Below are 20,462 nucleotides of genomic sequence, written 5' to 3' on the forward strand. Positions count from 1 at the left end.
TCCTATGGTCCGGGACCGTGCTGCAACCCGTCACCGGGCCCAGGCGTGTAGTCACCGTGACAGCCATCGCCGCATCCCGATCGGAGACGCCGGCCGCCGTGCATCATGATCCGCCGACCTTCGACGAGGTCTACGCCGCGCACTACACCGGGCTCACCGTGCAGTTGTACGCCTACTTCGGGGACCGGCAGGAAGCCCAGGATGTGGCACAGGAGGCGTTCTGCCGGGCGCTGGCCCGCTGGTCCACGGTCGCCGGTTACGACGATCCGGCCGGCTGGATCCGCCGGATCGCCTGGAACCTGGCGGTCAGCCGGTGGCGGCGGGCCCGGACCGCCCTCAACTTCCTGCGCCGGGAACGTCCCGAGGAGGCCCTGGCCGATGGGCCCTCCGGTGTGTGGGTGGCCCTGGTCGCCGCACTCGGCCAGCTTCCGGCCACCCAGCGCCGGGCGATGGTCCTGCATTACCTGGGTGACCAGCCGATCGCCGAGATCGCCGCACGTGAAGGGGTAGCCGTGGGAACCGTGAAGTCCTGGCTGCACCGGGCCCGGACAACCCTCGCCGGGCAACTCGGCGCCGACGTCGAAGGGGTGCCTCATGCCTGATCATTTTGAGGAACTGTTCGCACGGGCCCGTCCGGTCGCGGTGCAGACGATCCGGCCGCCCGGCACCGACGCGGCCCGGCAGACAGTCCGGCGGCGCCGTCGTCGGCGGGCCGTGGCGATCGGTGTCGCGGCGGTGCTCGTCGTGCTCGGTGGCGTGCTGGTCCGGCCGGGTTCGGCGCCGCCGGTGGTGGCGCCGGTCTCGCCGGAGCGACTCGGTCAGGTCGCCCGGAACGCGCTCGGCCCGGCCACCGGCCCGGTGGCCGTGGAGAAACAGGGCGAGGTGCGGAACGGCTGGTCCGCGCCGGGATACGTCTACTTCGGGGAACAGCAGCTGATCGCGGCGTGCGCCGGGACCGGCTCGATGACCCTGGTCGTCACCGGCGTGTCGGGCCTCTCGGCCGGTCCGTCCCTCGTCAGGGAACTGACGGTGCCCTGCTCGGATGTTCCGGAACCGGTCAGCACCCGGTACTTCCCCGACAACCGTCACACGGCCGGCGTCGAGTTCTCGATCGTGAACGCGGTGGGCACTGCCGGTTTCGCCTTCCGGGTGCTCACCCCCGACACCGGCGAGCCGCTGCGGCTCGACGTCGACGCGGCCAGCCCGAACACCGCGCTCCAGCTCACCGAGAAGGAGAGCCGCTCCGGATTCGGGATGAGCGGCGACCTGGAGGGCGAGGCGGTGTCCGTGTTGCCGGAGACAGTCGGCGGGCGGTTCACGGTGGCGGTGGCCTGCGCCGGTGTGGGCCGGCTCGAGGTCACGATCAGGCGGGTGTCCGGAGGGACCGTCGACACGTGGGAGATGCCCTGCCGGTGGCCGCCGGAACGGCACAACTGGAAACCGGCCCAGGCCAGCGGCGACCTCGAACTCCAGCTGCTCTTCGTGCCCGGATCGGATTCGACGGCCGGCGCCCATTTCGCGGTCCAGGTGATCCCGAAGTAGCCTGCAACGTTTCGTGGGAGTCCGGCGTGTAGTCGCCATGACAGCCCTCGTCGAACCCCGATCGGAGACGCCGGACGCCGTGCACCATGATCCGCCGTCGTTCGACGAGGTCTACGCCGCGCACTTCGCCGACCTGACCGTGCAGCTCTACGCCTACTTCGGGGACCGGCAGGAAGCACAGGATGTGGTCCAGGAGGCGTTCTGCCGGGCGTACGCCCGATGGAAGACCATTTCCGGGTACGAGGATCCGGTCGCGTGGGTGCGCCGGGTCGCCTGGAATCTGGCCGTCAGCCGGTGGCGGCGGGCTCGGACCGCACTGGGCTTCCTGCGCCGGCAGCGGGTCGTCGAACCGGCCGCTGACGGGCCCAGCCCGGAACGGGTCGCCCTGGTCGCCGCGCTCGGCACTCTGCCAACGGCCCAGCGCCGGGCGGTCGTCCTGCACTACCTGGCCGACCTGCCGACCGCCGAGATCGCGGTGCGGGAGCAGGTCACCGAAGCAGCGGTCCGTTCCAACCTGCACCGTGGCCGGGCTGCACTGGCCGCCCAGCTCAAGACTTCGGATTCGCATGGGGTGTGTCGTGACCACTGATCACCTGGAGGTGCTCTTCGCGGATCTGCGGGCGGACACGCTGCCGACCGTCCAGCCACCCGGAACGGTGGCGGTGCGGCAGACCGTGCGACGCCGCCGGACCGGGCGCGCGGTGCTCTCGGCGGCCGCGGCGGTCCTGGTGATCGCCGGTGGGATCGCCGTGTCGACCGGTCACCGGTCCGCCGCTCCACCCGCCGACGCGACGCCGTCCGTGACACCCTCCGCGATACCGTCCGTCGCGGAGGATCCCCTGTTGAAGCAGGCGAACGTCGCCAGGCAGGCCCTGCTCGCCGGGCAGAACGGAACCCCGGCGATCGACGCCGCCGAACCGGTCGTCGGCGGATACCGGGTCGAGCACGGCAAATACCCGGGCAAGCTGCTGCTCCGGGTCGCCTGTGCCGGGAGCGGGCACTTCACGCTGACCGTCGACGCCCACGACCCGAAGGTGGAGTGGAAGAAGATCGCCCAGGTGCCGGTGGAATGCTCCGACCAGCCCGTTCCGGCGAGCACCACCTTCACCATGGTCGCGTCGTCGACCATCCACCGGATGCGGCTCGCCGACGCCATGGACTCCAGCGGCAACGGCGGCTTCGCCTACCAGGTGACCAGCGCGACCGGTGCGCCGCTCAGCGGCGAACCGGAACCCACCGACAGTTATAACCCGGATCGCAGACTCAAGCTGGACGGACGCGAGCCCGAGACCGAGGGGACCGCACGGCTCGGACGAGGTAGGCCGCAGGCCGGTATGGCGCCCTCCCGGGAGGAGGGCCGCTACCTGCTCCTGACCAAATGCACCGGGACCGGCATCGCCACCCTGGCGGTGAGAAGCGGCGGGAAAGACATCGTCACGGTCGACACGGTCTGCGCCTCGCCGGCTGGACCTCAGACCGAGACTCCGGGGATCCCGGTCGACATGATGACGAGTGTCAGCATCCGGGCCGACGGCGCGGACGGCCTGCTCAGCTGGGCCCTCATCCCTTCATGAGGCCGTCACAGGCCGGGGAGGCGGCCGTTGCGGAAGACGTCGACGAAGTCCTGGTGGTCCTCGCGGGCCTGGTCACCGTACTTGTGTGCGAACTCGACCAGGTGCCGTACGAAACCCGCCTCGTCCTTGTCGACGACCGCGACGATCGCCTCCTCGGTGGAGAAGTCGACCAGGTCGTGGCTCGACTCGTCGTCGGCGACCGAGTGCATGCGGGCCACCGCCCGGCCCAGGTCGGCGATCACTCCAGCCAGTTCCTCCGGCTCGTTCACGTCGGACCAGTCGAGATCGGCGGCGTACGGCGACACCTCCGCCACCAGCTGGCCCACCCCGTCCAGCTCGGTGAAACCCAGCCACGGGTCGGCGTGCGCCTGCAGGGCACGCTGCGACTCCGCCGTACGGTGGCCCTGGTGTTGGAAGTAGCCCTTGACCCGGTCGTCGTCGATCCATCGGGCCACGGCCGGCACCTGGGCCTGCTTCATGTAGATGATCACGTCGTTCTCCAGGGCCTCGGTGTGGCCTTCGAGAAGCAGGTTGTACGACGGCAGCCCGGCTGAACCGATGCCCACGCCCTTGCGCAGCTTGATGTCCTTGATGTGCGTCGACACCGGCCGCGTCGATTCGGGCAGCGTGCCCAGGTAGCGGGTGAACGCCTGCTTCACCGTCTCGGCCGTCGGCTCGTCGACGTCGTAGACGCCGTCACCGAGGGAGAAGCGGCGTTCGAAGTCGTCGATCGTGGTCTGGCTGTCGAGCAGGTCGACCCGGGTGTTGAGGCGGGCCTCCTGGAGCACCCGGCGCAGCACACCGGCGGCGTTCGCCAGGGTGATCGAGCCGATCGCGTCGTCGCCGCCGTGCGCGATGGCCCGCAGCTCGGTCAGGTACGACTTGGCGAACTCGCTGACCAGCGCGGTGATGTGGTCATCCGAGAGCGCCTTCGAGTAACCGATCAGAGCGACGCTCGCCGCGAACCGCTTCAGGTCCCAGCTGAACGGGCCCACGTACGCCTCGTCGAAGTCGTTGACGTTGAAGACGAGGTGCCCGGACGAGTTCATGTAGGTGCCGAAATTCTCGGCGTGCAGGTCACCGTGAATCCAGACGCGGCTGGTCCGCTCGTCGAGAAAACTGTCATCTCGGAAATCGCCTCTCAAATCGGCGTAGAAAAGCGAGGCGCTGCCCCGGTAGAACGCGAACGGCGACGCCGCCATCTTCCGGAACTTGCGACGGAACGCGGCCGGGTCCAACGCCATGAGCTGGCCGAACTCGCGCGTCAGAACCTCGGTGATGAACTCAGCCCTCATGTCGGCCACGCTACTCAGCCTCGTCGACCCTCCGGCTACGCTTTCCGCTATGTCCGCTTCCCGTCTGGTGCGCATCGGCACCCGGTCCTCCCCCATGGCACTCGCCCAGGTCGAGAGGGTCCGCCGGATGCTCGCCACGCTGCGGCCCGAGCTCACCGTCGAAGTCGTGCCGCTCTCCACCAGCGGCGACCGATGGCAGGGGGCGCTGTCCGAGCTCGGCGGGAAGGGCGCGTTCACCAAAGAGGTCGACCAGGCGATCCTCGACGGGCGCGCCGACCTGGCCGTGCACTGCGTCAAAGACGTGCCCGGTGACCGGCCCGCACCCGCCGGCACCGTGTTCGCCGGCTACCTGACCCGCGACGACGTGCGCGACTGCCTCGTCGACCCGTCCGGGCGCCTGATCTCTCAGCTTCCGCCCGGGACCCGGGTCGGCACCTCCGCCGTCCGGCGCATCGCCCAGCTCAACCTGCACTGGCCGCACCTCGTCCCGGTGCCGATCCGTGGCAACGCCAACTCCCGGCTGGCCAAACTCGACGCCGGAGAGTACGACGTGCTCCTGCTCGCCGTCGCCGGCCTGCACCGCATCGACCTGCCCGCCCGGATCACCCATCCGATCGACGTCGACACGTTCGTGCCCGCCGTCGGTTCCGGGACGCTGGTCCTGCAATGCCGCAAAGACGACACGGCCGCGCTCGAACTCGCGGACGTCCTCAACGACCGGCGCACCGCTCAGGAGACCGAAGCCGAACGCACCATGCTGCACATCCTGCAAGGCAGCTGCTCGTCACCCATCGGTGGTTACGCGCGCACCGAACCGGACGGTCGGATCAGCCTGCGCGCCCGGGTGATCAGCCTGGACGGCAAGACGGTGCTGGACGCGCACGAGTGGGCCGCCGACCCGGTCGTGCTCGGCACCTCGGTCGCCGCCTCGCTACTGCGGCAAGGCGCTCGGGAAATCCTCGCTCAGGCCGCTTGATCGGCGGTTCATGGCTCTTCTACCAGCGGTCTATGGCTCTTCGACCAGGGGCTTATGGCTTTTTGACCAGCGGCGCGGCCAGGGCCAGCGGGTCCGGCCGGTGCACTCCGCCCAGCCCGGACTGCTCGGCGGCGATCTTCTCCTGAAGCTTCAGGATGCCGTGCAGCAGCGCCTCCGGGCGGGGCGGGCAACCCGGCACGTAGACGTCCACCGGAATGATCTGGTCGACGCCCTTGGTGACCGAATAGGAATCCCAGTACGGCCCGCCGCAGTTCGAGCAGGAGCCGAAGGAGATCACATACTTCGGCTCCGGCATCTGGTCGTACAGCCGCTTGATCGCCGGAGCCATCTTGTCGGTGACCGTGCCCGAGACGACCATCAGGTCCGCCTGGCGCGGCCCGTGCGCGAACGGGATCACCCCGAGGCGCATGAAGTCGTGGCGCGCCATGCTCGACGCGATGAATTCGATGGCGCAACACGCCAGACCGAAATTGAACACCCAGAGCGAATAGCGCCGCCCCCAGTTCAACACGAACCGGATGGGTTCCCCGAGTACTCCTGGCAGACCGGCCATCCGGTCAACCTAACGCATCCGGGTACGGCTGACTCAGCGTCATCGGCGTCCGAGCCACGATGCCGACCAGGAGGTCCCGGTCGGCATCGGTCACCAGATGGCTGCCGTAGCCATTACGTCATTGCGTCGAGTGATGCGGCTCGGCGGCTCGGTCTGCGGACGGACGTGGACAAGGCTGCGAGCAGTGGTGGGGTGGCGGCTATCGCGAAGCACACCGGCAGCGACAGGCCGGCCAACAGCAGGCCGATCAGGGCGGTGCCCGCCGAGTTGGCCAGGTTGAAAGCGGTGTTCACCCAGGCGCCGGCCTGGGTGCGGGTCTCGGGTGTGGCGGTCTCGTCGGCCAGCAGGTAGGCCGTCGTCAACGACGGGGAGACGAACAAACCGATCACGCCGACCAGCGCGGCCAGCACGTAGAGGTTCGCCGACAGGCCGGCGACCGCGAACGACGTCCCGAGCCCGGCGGCGAGCAGCGGCAACCGGCGGCTGCCGGGCATCCGCCACGTGACGGCGCCGTAGGCCAGGCCACCGGCGACACTGCCGACCGCGAGGGCCGCCTCGATCCACGCGACGGCGGCCAGATGGTTCGCATTCCGAGCGGCGGCGACCACGAGCAGGCTGAGCGCACCGAGACACATGCCAGCCGACGCGGAGATCAGAATCGGCCGATACAGATGCGCGACGACCCGAAAGCCACTCGTCCGGGCGGACGCCCCGGTGCTCACCGCCGGGGCCGGGGCGCGGGCCGGGATGTCAGCGGCTGGTCGGGGGCGTGCAGGTGGTGACATGGCGAGCAGCAGGCTTCCGGTCAGGATGAGGATGGCGCTGAGCACCACGCCCAGTGCCGGGTTCGTGAGGGCGGCCACCGCGCCCGCTAGCAGCGGGCCGACGATGTACAACACCTCCTCGGCGACCGTGTCCAGGGAGAAGGCCCGTTGTCGCAGGGCCGGCTCGGGAAGCAGATCGCTCCAGAGTGAACGCATGATCGGGCCGAGCGGTGGGGTCGACGAACCCGCGACGGCCGACAACCCGTACAGCAGAAGGTCCGGGGTGGTGCCGGGGTGCCAGGTCGCGACGGCAAGGGCGGTCAGTGCTGAGGCGTAGACGGCGGCCATCGGTGGCAGCGCCCGGCTCGGGCCGTGCCGGTCGATGATCCGGGCCCGCACGGGCGACAGAACCCCGCTGGTCAAGCCGAAAAGGGCGACGAAGACACCGGCCACGCTGTACGAGCCGGTGGCCCGGATCACGGCGAGCATCAGAGCCAGATAGACGATGCCGTAGGAGAGCCGCCCGAGCAGGGCGGATCCGAACGTGCGGACAGCATGAGGGGTACGCAGCACAGCGGCGTATGAGGGCATGACTTTTCCTCGAAAGACACAGCGCTGAGATGTAGCGCCGTGGAGCGACAGGGAGGCGGGCGTGGTGCCGCGCTCCTACGCACAGAGGAAATGCATGACCATCACATTACCGGCGGTCGGCCGTACCCCTCGTCATGGGGCGCTGGAGCAAGCTCAGGAAGACGGTCAGATAAGGCAGAAGAAGCAAACCGGGCACCGTACCGAAAGCTCCGGTGACCAACGAGCCGAGGGCATATCCAGCCAAAACACTGCGGGGAAGAACACCCGACGGAGGGACCACGGGAGAGGGACCGGAGGTCGTCATCGAAGCGCATCGTAACCAAGATCGGCCTGCGCCGCCTACGCTCGCCGCTATGAAAAGCGTTGCTGCCGGCGTCGCCGCCAGTCACCCGGCGACCGCCCGGACCGGGATGCGCGTTCTGCAGGCCGGAGGTACCGCAGCCGACGCCGCGGTGGCCGCCGTGCTGGCCAGTTGCGTCGCCGAGACCGTCTACACCGGACTAGGCGGGGGCGGATTCGCCACCTACTTCGAGGCGAGCACCGGCGAGGTCACCTGTCTCGACTTCTTCGTGTCGGTGCCGGGGCTCGACGGCGATCGCAGCGCGGCGGACATGATGTCAGTGGACGTGTTCTTCGGCGGGCTGCCACAGATCTACTCGATCGGCGGAGCCAGTGTGGCCGTGCCGGGAGTGCCGGCCGGGCTCGGCGAGGTGCATCGCCGCTGGGGCAAGCTGGCCTGGCCGGAGGTGGTGGCGCCGGCGGCTGGGCTGGCCCGGACCGGGGTGCTGCTGCCACCGGCGCACGCTCGCACCCTGGAATCGTGCGCGCTGGCGCTGGCCTACGGCGAGGGGGCGGCCCACTACCAGCCGGGTGGGCGGCTGCTGCAGGGCGACGAGTTGCTCTTCCACCCCGGGCTGGCGACGGCGATGGACGTGCTGGCCAGTGACGGGCCGGAGGTCTTCTACACCGGGGAGTACGCGAAAGTGCTCGTCGACACGGTTCGGGAGGCGGGCGGGTCGATCGGGCCGGCTGATCTGGCGGCCTATCGGGTCGAATCGGTTCCGGTGGATCACGCGAGGTTGGCCGGTTACCGGGTGCACGCCCGGCATGATCTGAACCGGACCGTCGACACGATCGGTGCGCTGCCCGCCGACCTGTCCCGCCCGCATCGTGCGCCGGGAGTGGCGGACGCGCTGGTCAACCGGGGTAAGCAGCGGCTCGGCGACACCACGAACGTCTCGGTCGTGGACGGCGAGGGCAACGCCTGCGTGATCACTACGACGCTCGGGCTGGGCGCCGGGGTGTGGCTGCCGGGGCTCGGCATCAACTTGAACTCGATGCTCGGTGAGGGTGAGCTGCTGACCGGTGAACTGGTGCCGGGGCAGCGGATGTCGTCGTACATGTGCCCGCTCGTGGTCACCGATCCGGACGGTGGATTGGTCGTCGCGGCCGGTTCGGCAGGGGCCTCCCGGATTCGGACCGCGCTTGTCGACACGCTGCTCGGGGTCCTGGTCGACGAGTTGAGCGTTCCCGAAGCGATCGCCCGGCCGCGCTTTCACGCGGTCGAGGACACCGTGCATGCCGAAGCCGGCTGCCCGCCCGGTGAGCTGGAGGCTCTGGCGAGTGCCGGCTGGCAGATCGTCGAGTGGCCGGAGATCAACCACTACTTCGGCGGGGTCACCGCCGTGGGCCGGGCCGGTGCGGCCGGCGACCCTCGGCGTGGCGGTGTCGGACTGCTCGTCTGAGGTCACTCACGCGCTGTGAGACGGGGCGTGAGTGACGGGATGATCGCTTGGCGACGGCCGCGGGACGCAAAGACGGTGCTTGAGCGGTGGGGTGGCTGTCTGGTGGGGTCACATGGTTCGGGCGGCGGTGGTGTCGGCTTCGGTGGCGGTTTCGCGGAGCGGGATCTCGACGTCGGTGGGGGTGAGGCCGAAGGTGCGCTCGGTCAGGGACGAGTCGAGGATGAACGGGGCGTAGAACTGGTAGTCCATTTCGGCCATCTCGCGGGCCATCGGAACGGCGACGCCGGCGGTGTGCATCACGAAGCGGGGCAGCTTGTGGATCTTCAGGTGGGGCTGGCCGGTCAGGTCGCAGTAGCGGTGGGCCAGCTCGCGGATGCTGATCGGCTTCGGTGACGGGACGTGCCAGGCTCGGCCCCAGGCTCGGTCGTCGCGGGCCAGTTCGACCAGGGTGCGGGCCATGTCGCCGGTGTAGGTGAAGGTGTGCGGGGCGTCGACGTCGCCGGGCGCCCAGGCGGCGCGGCCGGCGCGGATCGCGGGCAGCAGCACGCTGGAGAAGACGCCGACCGCGCCGGCACCCACGTAGTCGGAGGCTCGGGCCTCGAACGTGCGCACGCCACTGTCCAGGGCGTCCTGCCACATCTGGTTGCGAATGCGGCCCTTACGGCCGGTGGCGGCCAGCGGGGAGTCCTCGGTCATGAGGCCGCCGGGCTGAGGGCCGTAACCGTAGAGGTTGCCGGTGATGGCGTAGACCGCGCCGGACGCCTTGGCCGCGGCGATCATCGCGTTGTTCATCGGGAACCACTTCTCGGCCCACTCGGTGTATTTCGGGTTGGCGCAGTTGTAGATGACCTCGGCGCCTTCGGACAGCTCAGTGAGGCGGCGCACGTCGGACGCGTCGGCCGCGACCCGCTCGATCAGCTCGTGTGAGGGGCCGCCGCCGCTGCGGGTCACCATCCGGACGTTTTCGCCGCGCTGGGCGAGAAGACGGGCGACGGTGGAGCCGATGGGACCGAAACCGATGATTACCTGCATTGCGATCTCCTTTGTGAGCACTGCTCTCTGTTGAGAACAACGATCGCACAGCCTTCATCCGAAAGCAAGAGCAGTGCTCTCGTTATGGCACACTGGCCTCATGAGCGAGCGATCACCAGCGAAAACACCACGAACGCTGCGAGCCCGGGTGCGGGCCGAGATGACCGAGGAGATCAAGACGGTGGCCCGGCGGCACCTGGCAACCGATGGGGCGAACCTGTCGTTGCGGGCGGTCGCACGGGATCTGGAGATGGCCTCGTCCGCGGTCTACCGGTACTTCGCCAGCCGGGACGAACTGCTCACCGCGCTGATCATCGACGCGTACAACACGGTGGGTGAGGCGGCCGAACAGGCCGCGGCGGCACAGACGGCACCGTTGGAGAAGTGGCTGGCGGCCGGGCACGCGGTCCGCGACTGGGCATTGGCCAACCCGCACGAGTGGGCGCTGATCTACGGCAGCCCGGTCCCGGGTTACCAGGCCCCAGCCGACACCATCACCCCGGCCACCCGCGTGTTGCTGCTGCTGGGGGCGATTTTGACCGGGGCGTACGAGGCCGGCGAGATCCCGGCGCGCGAGCCTCTGGCCGGCCGGTTCGCGCAGGAGCTCGCACCGATCGCGGCGCAGTACTCCCCCGGCATGCCGACCCGGGTCATCGCCGAGACCATCGCCGCCTACTTCCAGATCTGCGGCGCGATCAGTTACGAGCTGTTCGGGCAACTCAAGAACTCGGTCGAGGACGACCGGCGAGGTTTCTTCGAGTTCCAGATGCGCAACGCGGCCGCGACGGCGGGCCTAACGGGCGTGCAGTAAGTGGCCTCCGGGGGTTGAGGGCGGCACGTCGGTGCGGCCGAAGTAGCGTGCGGCCAGCGCTGACGGCCCCAGGTCCTCGATCTCGGCGAATCCGAGCCCTCGCAACCGGGAGTCGATCTCGTCGGGCTCGAAATAGCTGAGCCACGGCTCGCCGAGCTTGGCCACCCGGTCAGTGCGCGCCTCCAGAGCGGCCCGGCGATCACCGGTCGTCCGATCGGGTGACTGGGCGTAGTCGAAGACGACCTCGTGCCCGACGGTCGACGACATCGTCGAGGTGAAGGCAGCGACGGTCAGGTAGGGCACCACACCCAGCCAGAGGAAGAACGTCGGCTGATCCCACCGGGGAAGGGACAAGGTCTCGAAGTCGACGCCCAGGTAGCGCACGTTCGGCGGGACGACGATGCCAGCCGACGCGAGCCGTTCCCGCTTCCACTCCTGCGTGTCCGGATGATCGACTTCGACGACCGACAGGTTCGGGTACGGGTTGCGGTAGGCGAACGTGTCCAGCCCCGCCCCGAGCACCACCACCTGCCGGACTCCCCGGGACACAGCGGCGGCCAGCGCGTCCTCGGCGAACCGATGCCGGGCCGCGATGAACAGACGCATGCCCCGGCGCGGTTCGTCGGCGAGGAGGGCGGCTTCGGGTTCACCTGACAGGCGTACCGCCAAATCGTCTTTGAAGATCGACCCGCCCTCCAGGAGCTGATGGGCGGCCCGGTAGCGCGCGGCACTCCACGCTGTCCGGCTCGGTGATCCCTGTCGCATCACGGCATCCAGGAGGCGTCGGCGATCAGGACCCGGTCGCCGCGCATCGGCACGCCCTCGGCCACCAGCAGGGCCTTGGCCCGCGCCTCGTGACCTGGGGGAAGCCGGCCGCCGCCGCTGCACACCCGATGCCACGGGACCGCACCGCCGTGCAGCGACATGATCCGGCCGACCTGTCGTGGTGAGTTGCGGCCCGAGCGGTCGGCGAGGGCGTCGGCGATCGCGCCGTACGACATCACCCGGCCCTCGGGAATGCGCTCCACGAGGCTGAGGACCTCTTCGACGTACTCCTGCGGTGTCATCACCCGCCACGATATGGGATCTGACAACGATCGACACCCGCCTGCCGAGCACAATGGGCCGGGTGCGGGAACTGGTGACCGGTGCGCGACGGATCGTGGTGAAGGTGGGCTCGTCCTCACTGACCACCGCGACGGGCGGCATCGACGAGCAACGGGTCGATGCCCTGATCGACGTGCTGGGCAAACTGGCAGCCGACGGGCGTGAGGTGGTGCTGGTCTCCAGCGGCGCGATCGCCGCCGGGCTGGCCCCGTTGCATCTGCGGCGCCGGCCGCGCGACCTGGCCACCCAGCAGGCCGCCGCTTCGGTGGGCCAGGGTCTCCTGATCGGGCGGTACATCGCCGGTTTCGCCCGGCACGGCATCACCGTCGGGCAGGTGCTGCTGACCGTCGACGACGTGACCCGGCGCGTGCACTATCGCAACGCCTATCGCACGCTGCGCAAACTGCTCGATCTGGGCGCGCTTCCGATCGTGAACGAGAACGACACGGTGGCCACCGAGGAGATCCGGTTCGGCGACAACGACCGGCTGGCCGCGCTGGTGGCCGCGCTGGCCGACGCTGATCTGCTGGTGCTGCTCTCCGACGTGGACGCGCTCTACACCGGCAATCCGGCCGACCCGTCGTCGGTGCGGATTCCGCTGGTCCGCGACGACCGGGACCTCGATGGGGTGACGGTCGGATCGGCCGGTAAGGCCGGAGTCGGCACCGGTGGCATGGTCACCAAGGTCGAGGCGGCCCGGATCGCCACCGGTTTCGGCATCCCGGTGGTGCTGACCGCGGCGCCGCTGGCCGCCGAGGCGCTCGGCGGCGAGGAGGTCGGAACGCTGTTCGAGGCGGCCGCGAAACGACCGGCGGCCCGGCTGTTCTGGCTGGCCCACGCCACGTCTCCGCGCGGGCGCCTGCACCTGGACGCGGGGGCCGTCGCGGCGGTGGTGGCCCGGCGCAAGTCGTTGCTGCCGGCCGGGATCACCGCGGTGGACGGGTCGTTCGCAGCCGGGGATCCGGTGGACCTGGTGGACGCCGAGTCCGGGACACCGGTCGCCCGGGGACTGGTCAACTACGACGCGGTGGAACTTCCGGCACTGCTGGGACGGTCCACACCGGAGTTGGCCGCGGAGCTGGGGCCGGGATATGAACGAGAGGTCGTCCACCGCGACGACCTGGTTCTTCTCTAAGAAGAGACGACCTGGTTCTTCTCTAAGAAGAAAGGCTAGTAATGAGCGTGCTGGAACAGGCCGCCGCGGCGCGGGTCGCCGCCATCGATCTGGCCCGGGCCACCCGCGCCGAGAAGGACGCGGCCCTGCTGCTGATGGCCGACCGGCTGGTCGAGCGGACCGACGACATCGTCCACGCCAACGGGGTGGACATCACGAACGCCCGAGCCAACGGCCTCTCCGAGGCGATGATCGACCGGCTGACGCTCACCCCGGAGCGGGTCGCCGCGATGGCCGACGGTCTGCGGCAGCTCGCCGTCCTGCCCGACCCGATCGGTGACGTGGTGCGCGGGTCGACGCTGGCCAACGGGCTGGAGCTGCGGCAGATCCGGGTGCCGTTCGGGGTCGTCGGCATGATCTACGAGGGCCGGCCGAACGTGACCGCCGACGCCGCCGGCATCTGCCTCAAGAGCGGCAACGCGGCGCTGCTGCGCGGCTCCGGTTCGGCGTTCGCGTCGAACGCGGCGATCGTCGCGGTGCTGCGCAAGGCGGTCGCCGACGCGGGTCTGCCGGTCAACACGGTCCAGTTGCTCGACGCCACCACCCGCGACTCGGTGAAGGAGCTGATGCGGGCCCGGGGCCTGGTCGACGTGCTGATCCCGCGCGGTGGCGCCTCGCTGATCAAGACGGTGGTCGAGGAGTCGACGGTGCCGGTGATCGAGACCGGGGTGGGCAACTGCCACGTCTATGTGGACTCGGCCGCCGACCTGGAGAAGGCTCTGGCCGTCACGGTCAACTCGAAGACACAGCGGTACTCCACCTGCAACACCGCAGAGTCGCTGCTGGTACACGCGGCTATCGCGGACACGTTCCTGCCGCTGGTCCTGGAGGAGTTGCAGAGCCGCGGCGTCACCGTGCACGGCGACGCCCGCGTGGCGGGTTTCAGCGATGCGGTGGTCGCCGCCACTGACGACGACTGGGGTACGGAATACCTGTCCCCGGACATCGCGGTGGCCGTCGTCGACTCCCTGGACGACGCCCTCGACCACATCCGGCAGTGGGGCACCGGCCACACCGAGGCCATCGTCAGCGAGTCGACCACCGCGACCAGGCGTTTCGTGGCCGGCGTGGATGCGGCGGCAGTGATGGTCAACGCGTCGACCCGGTTCACCGACGGCGGCGAGTTCGGTTTCGGCGCGGAGATCGGCATCAGCACCCAGAAACTGCACGCCCGCGGTCCGATGGGCCTGCCGGAGCTGACCTCCACGAAATACGTGGTGACCGGAAACGGTCACACTCGCTAGAAGCGAGAAATCAACGGCAGGCCCGCAGCGCCGTCAGCGTCGCGTTGACGTCGAAGAGCGGGCCTTCGTTGCTGTCCCAGCCGCCGTCGACACGTTGTGCCTCACCCAGCCGCTTCCAGGCGCTCTGCAACAGCCAGTCGTCACCCAGGTTGACCCGGCGCAGCGCCACCGTCATCGCCGCCACATCGGCCGGGGACATGTCCGGCAGGCGGCTGCCGAGCACCTGCTGGACCCGGGCCGACTCGTAGAAGAACTGCTGCTGATGCAGGAGCCCGGCGGCGTGCCAGCCGGTGGCCAGGAACGACGGCCAGCTGCCGTCCGGCCGGAGCTGGGCGGCCACCCACGTCGCGGACGAGCGCGCTACCTCGTCGTACGGCGAACGGGTTTGAAAAGGGTCGGTCGCGACCGCGACGGCGGTGAGCCAGAAGCCGGCCAGCGACGTCAGGTACAGGGTCGCCTCCGGGTCGCCGGGCAGCGCCCACGGTGGCGCCTGCCCGGCCAGCGACTCGTGCTCCTGCCAGGTGCCGTCGCCGCGCTGGGCCGAGGCCAGCCACTGCAGGGCCCGCTCGCCGATCGGGCTGTTGAGGACGCCGATGTCGTCCAGCTCGGCCAGGCGGAAGCAGGTGGCGTCGATCGAGGGGATCGCACCGTCGTCGGCGGAGGCGGGCCAGCCGCCCTCGGGCAACTGCCCGGCGGCGATCCGGTCCACGATTTCCGGCAGAGGCGGCTGACCGGTCCTGATATGGGACAACCGCGCCCGCTCGACGGGGTCACCATGGGCGACCACATATCCGATCGCGGCGTCTATATCGATCACGATGACGACCGTACCGGCCGAACCTATGGAACGCAGGCCCCTCCACTTCGGGGAGTCACCCGTTGGTGACCCCCCGGGGTGAAAACGATCAGTACGACGGGAGGGACGGGTCGACCGTGCTGACCCAGGAGACGATGCCGCCCTGGACGTGCACGGCGTCCTTGAAACCGGCCGCCTTGAGTGCCGCGAGCGCCTCCGCCGAGCGCACGCCCGACTTGCAGTGCAGGACGATCTGCTTGTCCTGCGGGAACTGCGCGAGCGCGGCACCGGACAGGATCTCGCCCTTGGGGATCAGGACCGCGCCGGGGATCCGGTTGATCTCCCACTCGGCCGGCTCGCGGACGTCGGCCAGGAAGATGTCCTTGCCGCTGTCCTGCCAGTCCTTCAGCTCGCGGGCGGTGATCGTGGAACCGGTGATCGCCTCCTGCGCCTCCTCGGAGACCGCGCCGCAGAAGTCCTCGTAGTCCTCGAGCAGGTCGGTGACGGTCGGGTTGTCGCCGCAGAGCGCGCAGTCCGGGTCCTTGCGGACCTTGATCTTGCGGTACTCCATCTCCAGGGCGTCGTAGACCATCAGCCGACCGACCAGCGGCTCACCGATGCCGGTGATCAGCTTGATCGCCTCGTTGACCTGGATCGAGCCGATCGACGCACAGAGCACACCGAGCACGCCACCCTCGGCGCAGCTCGGGACCATGCCGGGCGGCGGCGGCTCCGGGTAGAGGCAGCGGTAGCAGGGACCGTGCTCCTCCCAGAAGACCGAGGCCTGGCCGTCGAAACGGTAGATGGATCCCCAGACGTACGGCTTGCCGAGCAGCACGGCGGCGTCGTTGACCATGTACCGCGTGGCGAAGTTGTCGGTGCCGTCGACGATCAGGTCGTACTGGCTGAAGATCTCTTTGACGTTGTCGCGGTCCAGCGCGGTGTTGTGGATGACCACGTTCACCAGCGGGTTGATCTCGGCGATGCTGCGGGCCGCCGACTCCGCCTTGGGTGTGCCGACGTCGGAGACACCGTGGATGACCTGACGCTGCAGGTTGGACTCGTCGACCGTGTCGAAGTCGATGATGCCGAGCGTGCCCACCCCGGCCGCGGCCAGGTAGAGCAGCGCCGGCGAACCGAGACCGCCCGCGCCGACCGCGAGGACCTTGGCGTTCTTCAGACGCTTCTGCCCGTCCATCCCGACGTCGGGGATGATCAGGTGACGCGAGTAGCGGCGGATCTCGTCGACGCTCAGCTCAGCTGCCGGCTCGACGAGCGGAGGCAGACCCACATTCACTCCCCGGGTTGATGGTAAGGATCGCCGCCCATTGTTGCTCGATTCGCGGGCTCGCACCCATGACGTTGGCCACCGGCCCGACATGCGGGATGACGGAATAACTCAGGCGATCGGCTTACCCTGATAACGGTCGCCGTCCAGGTACGGCCACGCGTTCGCGGTGCACCCCTTCAGACCGAACGTCTGCTGCTGCATCACCGGCGCCGGTTCGCCCTTACCCGGACACGCCTCGTGACCGTGCCCCAGCTCGTGCCCGACCTCATGATTGATCGTGTAACGGCGGTAGGTCGTCAGCCGGTCCCCGAACTCCGGCACCGCCCCGGCCCACCGGGCGGCGTTGATGATCACCTTTCCGGGAAGCCGGCACGAGGTGTAACCGTCGGTGTCCAGGCCACCGGCCGCGCACATCTTCTCCGAGGTCTTCGCGGACGCCAGGTAGATGGTGAAGTCCACGTCGTCGCCGGCTTTCGCGGCCCGGCGCAACCGCAGTTCACCACTGTGCACCCAGCTGCGGTCGTCACCGAGAGTCTCGTCGATCACCTCGGCGAAGCCGGCCGGTGACGTGTCCTCGACGACCTCCTCGACCGCGACCCGGAAACGGTACAGACGGCCACTCTCGCCGAGCATCGGGCCACGGCTCCGTTCGTACGAGAAATCGCCGCTCTTGCCCTTTTTCTTGCTGGTCGGCTCCTCCAGCGGTGCCCCGGTCATCGTGACAGCCGGTGTCGGGCCCGCCGGAACACCGATCTCGCCCGCCGGCTGGGCGACCTCCGGTTTGTCCCGCACCGAATCGATCGGCTGCCCACCGGTCCACACCTCATGACCGACGACCAAAGCCGTCAAGACCACCATGGTGTACGCCACCAGAACCGCCCGCCTGCGACGGCGAACCTGGCGAGTCGTCACCGACTCCGGAACCATGTGCCGGGCCGGAGACGGCCGGGAGTGCGCGGGAACGTAATCGATCTCCTCGCGCTCCGCGACCTCGTGCTGGGACAGCACCGCCGGCAGGAAGTCGGGGGCGGGTTCCTCGTCCGGCACCGGTTCGGACGCCGCGGGCACGTAGATCCGCTCCTCGGTGACCGGCTCGAACTCCGGGGCGTGATGCCGGCCCGCCAGTTCGGGGATCGACTCGACCCGGGGCGTCACGGGCGGGTTCTCCGCGAGGTTCCGGTCCAGCAGGTTCTTCGGCGGCCACAGGTTGTCCGGCAGCTCGGCCGGCAGGCGCAGACTCGGCGGCAGGCCGCGCCGGTTCGGGGTCCGCGGGTAGCGGTCCTCCAGCGGGATGTCGTCGGCGTACACGTTCCGGGCCGGCTTCTCGTCGACCTCGAGGGCGGGCTCTGGCTCGACCGGGCCGCCCAGCCAGCCGTTGTCCGGCGCGGGCGGGCGGGGCGCCTCGGGCAGTGCTCTCATTCCGCCGGAGCGACTCGATCGGCGGCCACCGGCGGCTCGGAGGCCCACCGAGGTTCCCGGAGCCGCCATCGGGTCGCCGGGGGCCGGGGCGGGCGGCTCCAGCTCCGGCGTGCGGGGCTGGGACGCGGCCAGGCGTTCGGCGGCCAGCTCCAGGATGCCGCGGGTCATCTCCGGTCCCCTCGCCGGCGGCGCCGTCTCCGCTACTTCCGGCGGCTTCGCCACCGGGCGCCGACGGGCCGCCCGCTCCCCCACCGGGCGGGGCTCTGCCCTGGTCACGGTGGTCTTGCGGGCCGGGGCGCGTTCGGTCGCCGCTCGCGCTGAAGGGCTCTTGACCGCGTCCGGTTCCAGGTTCTCCCCGGCGGTGGACTTCTTGGCGGCCGGTTTACGGGCGGGCTTGCGGGCCGGGTCGGTGGAGGCGGTCACCGGAGACTTCGCGGTGGCCGTCGCAGGCACGGTACGGGCGCGGGCCCGGCCTCGCCGCTCACTGCCGGCGTCCGGGTCAACAGGGCCATTTGTCGCGTTTGCCATAGCAAGCGAAAGCCTGCCACGACTTACCGTCCGTCACAGGACTTTCGCGTTTCCGTACCTGTCAGAGACGCGGCCCGGCCAGGTTCTTGTCGTTGCGGCGCGGCCAGGAGTACGGCGTACAGCCCCGTAACGTCAGCGTCTGCTGCACCATCACCGGGGCCGGGCCGCCCGCCTCGGGACAGCCCTCGTGCCGGTGGCCCAGCTCGTGCCCGACCTCGTGGTTGATCACATATTGCCGGTACTCGGCCAGCCCGGCCTTCGCGGCCAGGTAGGGCGTCGACGACTTCCGCCAGCGGTCCAGGTTGATGATCGCCTTGCCGCTGGTCCGGCACGAGGTGAACGGCACCCCGCCGATCCGGATGTCGGTGCCGCCCCGTTCGCACATCCGCCCGGCCGTGACCCGCGTCGCCAGGTAGATCGTGAAGTCGGCCTTGTCCGACCCGGCAACCAGTTGCAACCGGAACTTTCCGGAGCCGGCCCAGCTGCGCTCGTCCTCCAGCACCGCCCGGACCCGCTCGGTGAAGTCGGCGACGTCCTCGCCACTGCCCTTCTCCACGGCGACCTTGAAACGGCGGAGCGTGCCCTTGCTCCCGGCCACCGGCCCGCGCTCACTGGAGAACGTGAAGTCGCCGGAGCCCTTGGACGGCACTTTCCCGGCGAGCTGAAGAACGCCCTCGGCCAGAGTTTCCTCAGCCGGTTCGCTCGGTTCAGCCGGTTCGCTCGGCCTGGTCGTCCCACTTACCGACGGCTCTTCTAAAGGCTCGGCGGCCGCCGCCGGACTGCCCGGCTGGACCGGCTCAGCCCTCCACCGGCTGCTGATGGCAATCGTCGCGAGCAGCAGCAAGGTCGCGGCCAGCACCACGAACCAGGTCCACTGCCATCGGTCACCACGGGAGATCACCTTTCGGAGATTTCCACATGTCACTCACCGTGCCCAGCCGGGGACAATCTTGGTGCGTTTCGTTACACGTTCCCGCTGGTGGACTGATGGGCCTCGGTCAGCAGGCCGACGATGGCACGGCCCACCAGACGGGGGACCTCCATCTGAGCGACGTGGCCGACCCCGGGCAGGATCAGCAACCGGCCGTCCGGGACGATCCGGGCCACCTGAGCCGGCACCCGCGGGTCGATCAGCTTGTCGGTGAGACCCCCGATGACAAGCGTCGGCGCCTCGATCCGGGCGGCCAGGCGCCACTGCGAGTTGTCACCCGGCAGATAAGCCCGCAAGAAGCTGCCGACCAGGCCCCGCAGGGTGCCGAGATAGGCCCGCGGGTAGTGGGCGACGGTGTAGCGGAGCTGGATCTCGGCCATCGCCTCGGCCCGACGCTGCGGATGCACCTTCGTGGTGTCCCCGAAACACGCCGCCAGCACCTGCTCGGCCATCTCCTCAGCGGTCACCCGGGTGAGTGCCCAGGCCATCAGGCGCTCGGCACCGGGCAGCGCGAGCAGCGGCAGCACCGGGCCCTGCGCGGTCCGGCGCGGGTCCAGGAACGGCATCGCCGGCGAGATCAGCGTGAGGGTCCGGACCAGGTCGGGCCGGAGCGCCGCCACCCGCACCGAGATCGACCCGCCGAGCGAGTTGCCGATCAGGTGGACCGGTCCCCGCCCGGAGTGGTCCAGGTAGTCGATCAGCGTCGACGCGAAGGACGGGATCGAATAACGCGGGCTCGGGTCGCTGTAACCGAACCCGGGCAGGTCGACCGCCTGGCCGTCGAGCCGGTCGGCGAGCAGCCCGGCCAAGTCGGTGAAATTCTGCGAGGAACCACCCAGCCCGTGTACGTACACGGCGGGCTGGGCCTCAGGAGTCAGCCCCGGGGTGTCCCGGACGTGCAGCATCGCGCCACCGACCGTGACCCGGCGCGCGGGCCACGGTGGCGGAACCTCACCATCCGGCAACAGCGTGCTGTCGTCGGCAAGAATCGCGCCTCTCATCAGCCCCTCATCAGGCCTGTGGTCAGGCCGTTCATCGGGCCTATGGTCAGGCCTTTCGCCGGGCCTC

At 69.6% G+C, this 20,462-nt stretch carries 20 protein-coding genes and 1 pseudogene; 9 read left to right on the forward strand and 12 right to left on the reverse strand.

Annotated features, from left to right (window positions below):
- The first annotated feature begins 65 nt into the window (after positions 1 to 65).
- The 4 genes from BLU81_RS30505 to BLU81_RS30520 are packed head-to-tail and all read left to right on the forward strand — an operon-like array spanning position 66 to position 3,116.
- Complete coding sequence (locus tag BLU81_RS30505; RefSeq protein WP_373873325.1) at positions 66 to 602, forward strand: RNA polymerase sigma factor; 537 nt, start codon at positions 66 to 68, stop codon at positions 600 to 602.
- A complete protein-coding gene (locus tag BLU81_RS30510; RefSeq protein ID WP_092548912.1) occupies positions 595 to 1,542 on the forward strand; it encodes a hypothetical protein in 948 nt (315 codons plus the stop codon). The genes BLU81_RS30505 and BLU81_RS30510 overlap by 8 nt, the downstream gene beginning before the upstream one ends.
- Before the next feature lie 37 nt (positions 1,543 to 1,579).
- On the forward strand, positions 1,580 to 2,131 hold the full coding sequence (locus tag BLU81_RS30515) for an RNA polymerase sigma factor (RefSeq protein ID WP_092548914.1): 552 nt from the start codon (positions 1,580 to 1,582) through the stop codon (positions 2,129 to 2,131).
- Positions 2,121 to 3,116, forward strand: coding sequence for a hypothetical protein (locus BLU81_RS30520; protein ID WP_092548917.1), 996 nt, complete (start codon positions 2,121 to 2,123; stop codon positions 3,114 to 3,116). The genes BLU81_RS30515 and BLU81_RS30520 overlap by 11 nt, the downstream gene beginning before the upstream one ends.
- Positions 3,117 to 3,121: 5 nt before the next feature.
- On the opposite strand, the gene BLU81_RS30525 is transcribed toward BLU81_RS30520, so the two are convergent.
- Positions 3,122 to 4,411, reverse strand: coding sequence for a DUF2252 domain-containing protein (locus BLU81_RS30525; RefSeq protein ID WP_092557863.1), 1,290 nt, complete (start codon positions 4,409 to 4,411; stop codon positions 3,122 to 3,124).
- A gap of 49 nt (positions 4,412 to 4,460) precedes the next feature.
- Here BLU81_RS30525 and hemC point away from each other — a divergent pair, with 49 nt between their 5' ends.
- Positions 4,461 to 5,387, forward strand: a complete 927-nt coding sequence (gene hemC, locus BLU81_RS30530) for a hydroxymethylbilane synthase (RefSeq protein ID WP_092548920.1) — start codon at positions 4,461 to 4,463, stop codon at positions 5,385 to 5,387.
- Positions 5,388 to 5,439: 52 nt separating this feature from the next.
- On the opposite strand, the gene BLU81_RS30535 is transcribed toward hemC, so the two are convergent.
- The 3 genes and pseudogenes from BLU81_RS30535 to BLU81_RS50950 all read right to left on the reverse strand — a co-directional run.
- Entirely contained in the window at positions 5,440 to 5,961 is a 522-nt protein-coding gene (locus BLU81_RS30535) for an NADH-quinone oxidoreductase subunit B (protein WP_092548923.1), read from the reverse strand.
- 113 nt (positions 5,962 to 6,074) lie between these two features.
- Entirely contained in the window at positions 6,075 to 7,316 is a 1,242-nt protein-coding gene (locus BLU81_RS30540; protein ID WP_092548926.1) for an MFS transporter, read from the reverse strand.
- Positions 7,317 to 7,479: 163 nt separating this feature from the next.
- Positions 7,480 to 7,620: pseudogene (locus BLU81_RS50950) on the reverse strand (MFS transporter); the annotation flags it as partial.
- Between the two features lie 49 nt (positions 7,621 to 7,669).
- Here BLU81_RS50950 and BLU81_RS30550 point away from each other — a divergent pair.
- Positions 7,670 to 9,061 carry a gamma-glutamyltransferase gene (locus BLU81_RS30550; protein WP_092548932.1) on the forward strand — a complete coding sequence of 464 codons (1,392 nt, stop codon included), beginning with the start codon at positions 7,670 to 7,672 and terminating at the stop codon, positions 9,059 to 9,061.
- A gap of 108 nt (positions 9,062 to 9,169) precedes the next feature.
- On the opposite strand, the gene BLU81_RS30555 is transcribed toward BLU81_RS30550, so the two are convergent.
- The gene (locus BLU81_RS30555) at positions 9,170 to 10,099 is read right to left on the reverse strand and encodes an NAD-dependent epimerase/dehydratase family protein (RefSeq protein ID WP_092557865.1); all 930 of its coding nucleotides are present in this window, start codon (positions 10,097 to 10,099) and stop codon (positions 9,170 to 9,172) included.
- 94 nt (positions 10,100 to 10,193) lie between these two features.
- On the opposite strand from BLU81_RS30555, the gene BLU81_RS30560 reads away from it, so the two are divergent.
- The gene (locus BLU81_RS30560) at positions 10,194 to 10,904 is read left to right on the forward strand and encodes a TetR/AcrR family transcriptional regulator (protein ID WP_092548936.1); all 711 of its coding nucleotides are present in this window, start codon (positions 10,194 to 10,196) and stop codon (positions 10,902 to 10,904) included.
- Here the strand turns inward: BLU81_RS30560 and BLU81_RS30565 are convergent.
- Together BLU81_RS30565 and BLU81_RS30570 are read right to left on the reverse strand one after the other, a co-directional pair.
- Positions 10,887 to 11,669, reverse strand: coding sequence for a class I SAM-dependent methyltransferase (locus BLU81_RS30565; protein ID WP_092548939.1), 783 nt, complete (start codon positions 11,667 to 11,669; stop codon positions 10,887 to 10,889). The genes BLU81_RS30560 and BLU81_RS30565 overlap by 18 nt on opposite strands.
- Complete coding sequence (locus BLU81_RS30570; RefSeq protein WP_092548942.1) at positions 11,669 to 11,971, reverse strand: MGMT family protein; 303 nt, start codon at positions 11,969 to 11,971, stop codon at positions 11,669 to 11,671. Before BLU81_RS30570 ends, BLU81_RS30565 begins: the two co-directional genes overlap by 1 nt.
- A gap of 62 nt (positions 11,972 to 12,033) precedes the next feature.
- Between BLU81_RS30570 and proB the strand changes: the two genes are divergently transcribed.
- Positions 12,034 to 13,146, forward strand: a complete 1,113-nt coding sequence (gene proB / locus BLU81_RS30575; protein ID WP_172890649.1) for a glutamate 5-kinase — start codon at positions 12,034 to 12,036, stop codon at positions 13,144 to 13,146.
- Positions 13,147 to 13,187: 41 nt separating this feature from the next.
- On the forward strand, positions 13,188 to 14,429 hold the full coding sequence (locus tag BLU81_RS30580) for a glutamate-5-semialdehyde dehydrogenase (RefSeq protein WP_092548948.1): 1,242 nt from the start codon (positions 13,188 to 13,190) through the stop codon (positions 14,427 to 14,429).
- A gap of 10 nt (positions 14,430 to 14,439) precedes the next feature.
- On the opposite strand, the gene BLU81_RS30585 is transcribed toward BLU81_RS30580, so the two are convergent.
- The 5 genes from BLU81_RS30585 to BLU81_RS30605 all read right to left on the reverse strand — a co-directional run bounded on the left by BLU81_RS30585 (position 14,440) and on the right by BLU81_RS30605 (position 20,395).
- A complete protein-coding gene (locus BLU81_RS30585) occupies positions 14,440 to 15,246 on the reverse strand; it encodes a prenyltransferase/squalene oxidase repeat-containing protein (protein ID WP_092548951.1) in 807 nt (268 codons plus the stop codon).
- A gap of 88 nt (positions 15,247 to 15,334) precedes the next feature.
- Positions 15,335 to 16,516, reverse strand: a complete 1,182-nt coding sequence (moeZ, locus tag BLU81_RS30590; protein ID WP_092548953.1) for an adenylyltransferase/sulfurtransferase MoeZ — start codon at positions 16,514 to 16,516, stop codon at positions 15,335 to 15,337.
- A gap of 108 nt (positions 16,517 to 16,624) precedes the next feature.
- On the reverse strand, positions 16,625 to 18,358 hold the full coding sequence (locus tag BLU81_RS50955; protein ID WP_231953588.1) for a DUF3152 domain-containing protein: 1,734 nt from the start codon (positions 18,356 to 18,358) through the stop codon (positions 16,625 to 16,627).
- Between the two features lie 166 nt (positions 18,359 to 18,524).
- On the reverse strand, positions 18,525 to 19,112 hold the full coding sequence (locus BLU81_RS30600; RefSeq protein ID WP_231953589.1) for a DUF3152 domain-containing protein: 588 nt from the start codon (positions 19,110 to 19,112) through the stop codon (positions 18,525 to 18,527).
- A 314-nt stretch (positions 19,113 to 19,426) separates the two neighbouring features.
- Complete coding sequence (locus BLU81_RS30605; protein ID WP_092548959.1) at positions 19,427 to 20,395, reverse strand: alpha/beta fold hydrolase; 969 nt, start codon at positions 20,393 to 20,395, stop codon at positions 19,427 to 19,429.
- Between the last annotated feature and the right edge of the window lie 67 nt (positions 20,396 to 20,462).

This window comes from Actinoplanes derwentensis (assembly GCF_900104725.1).
GTDB lineage: Bacteria > Actinomycetota > Actinomycetes > Mycobacteriales > Micromonosporaceae > Actinoplanes > Actinoplanes derwentensis.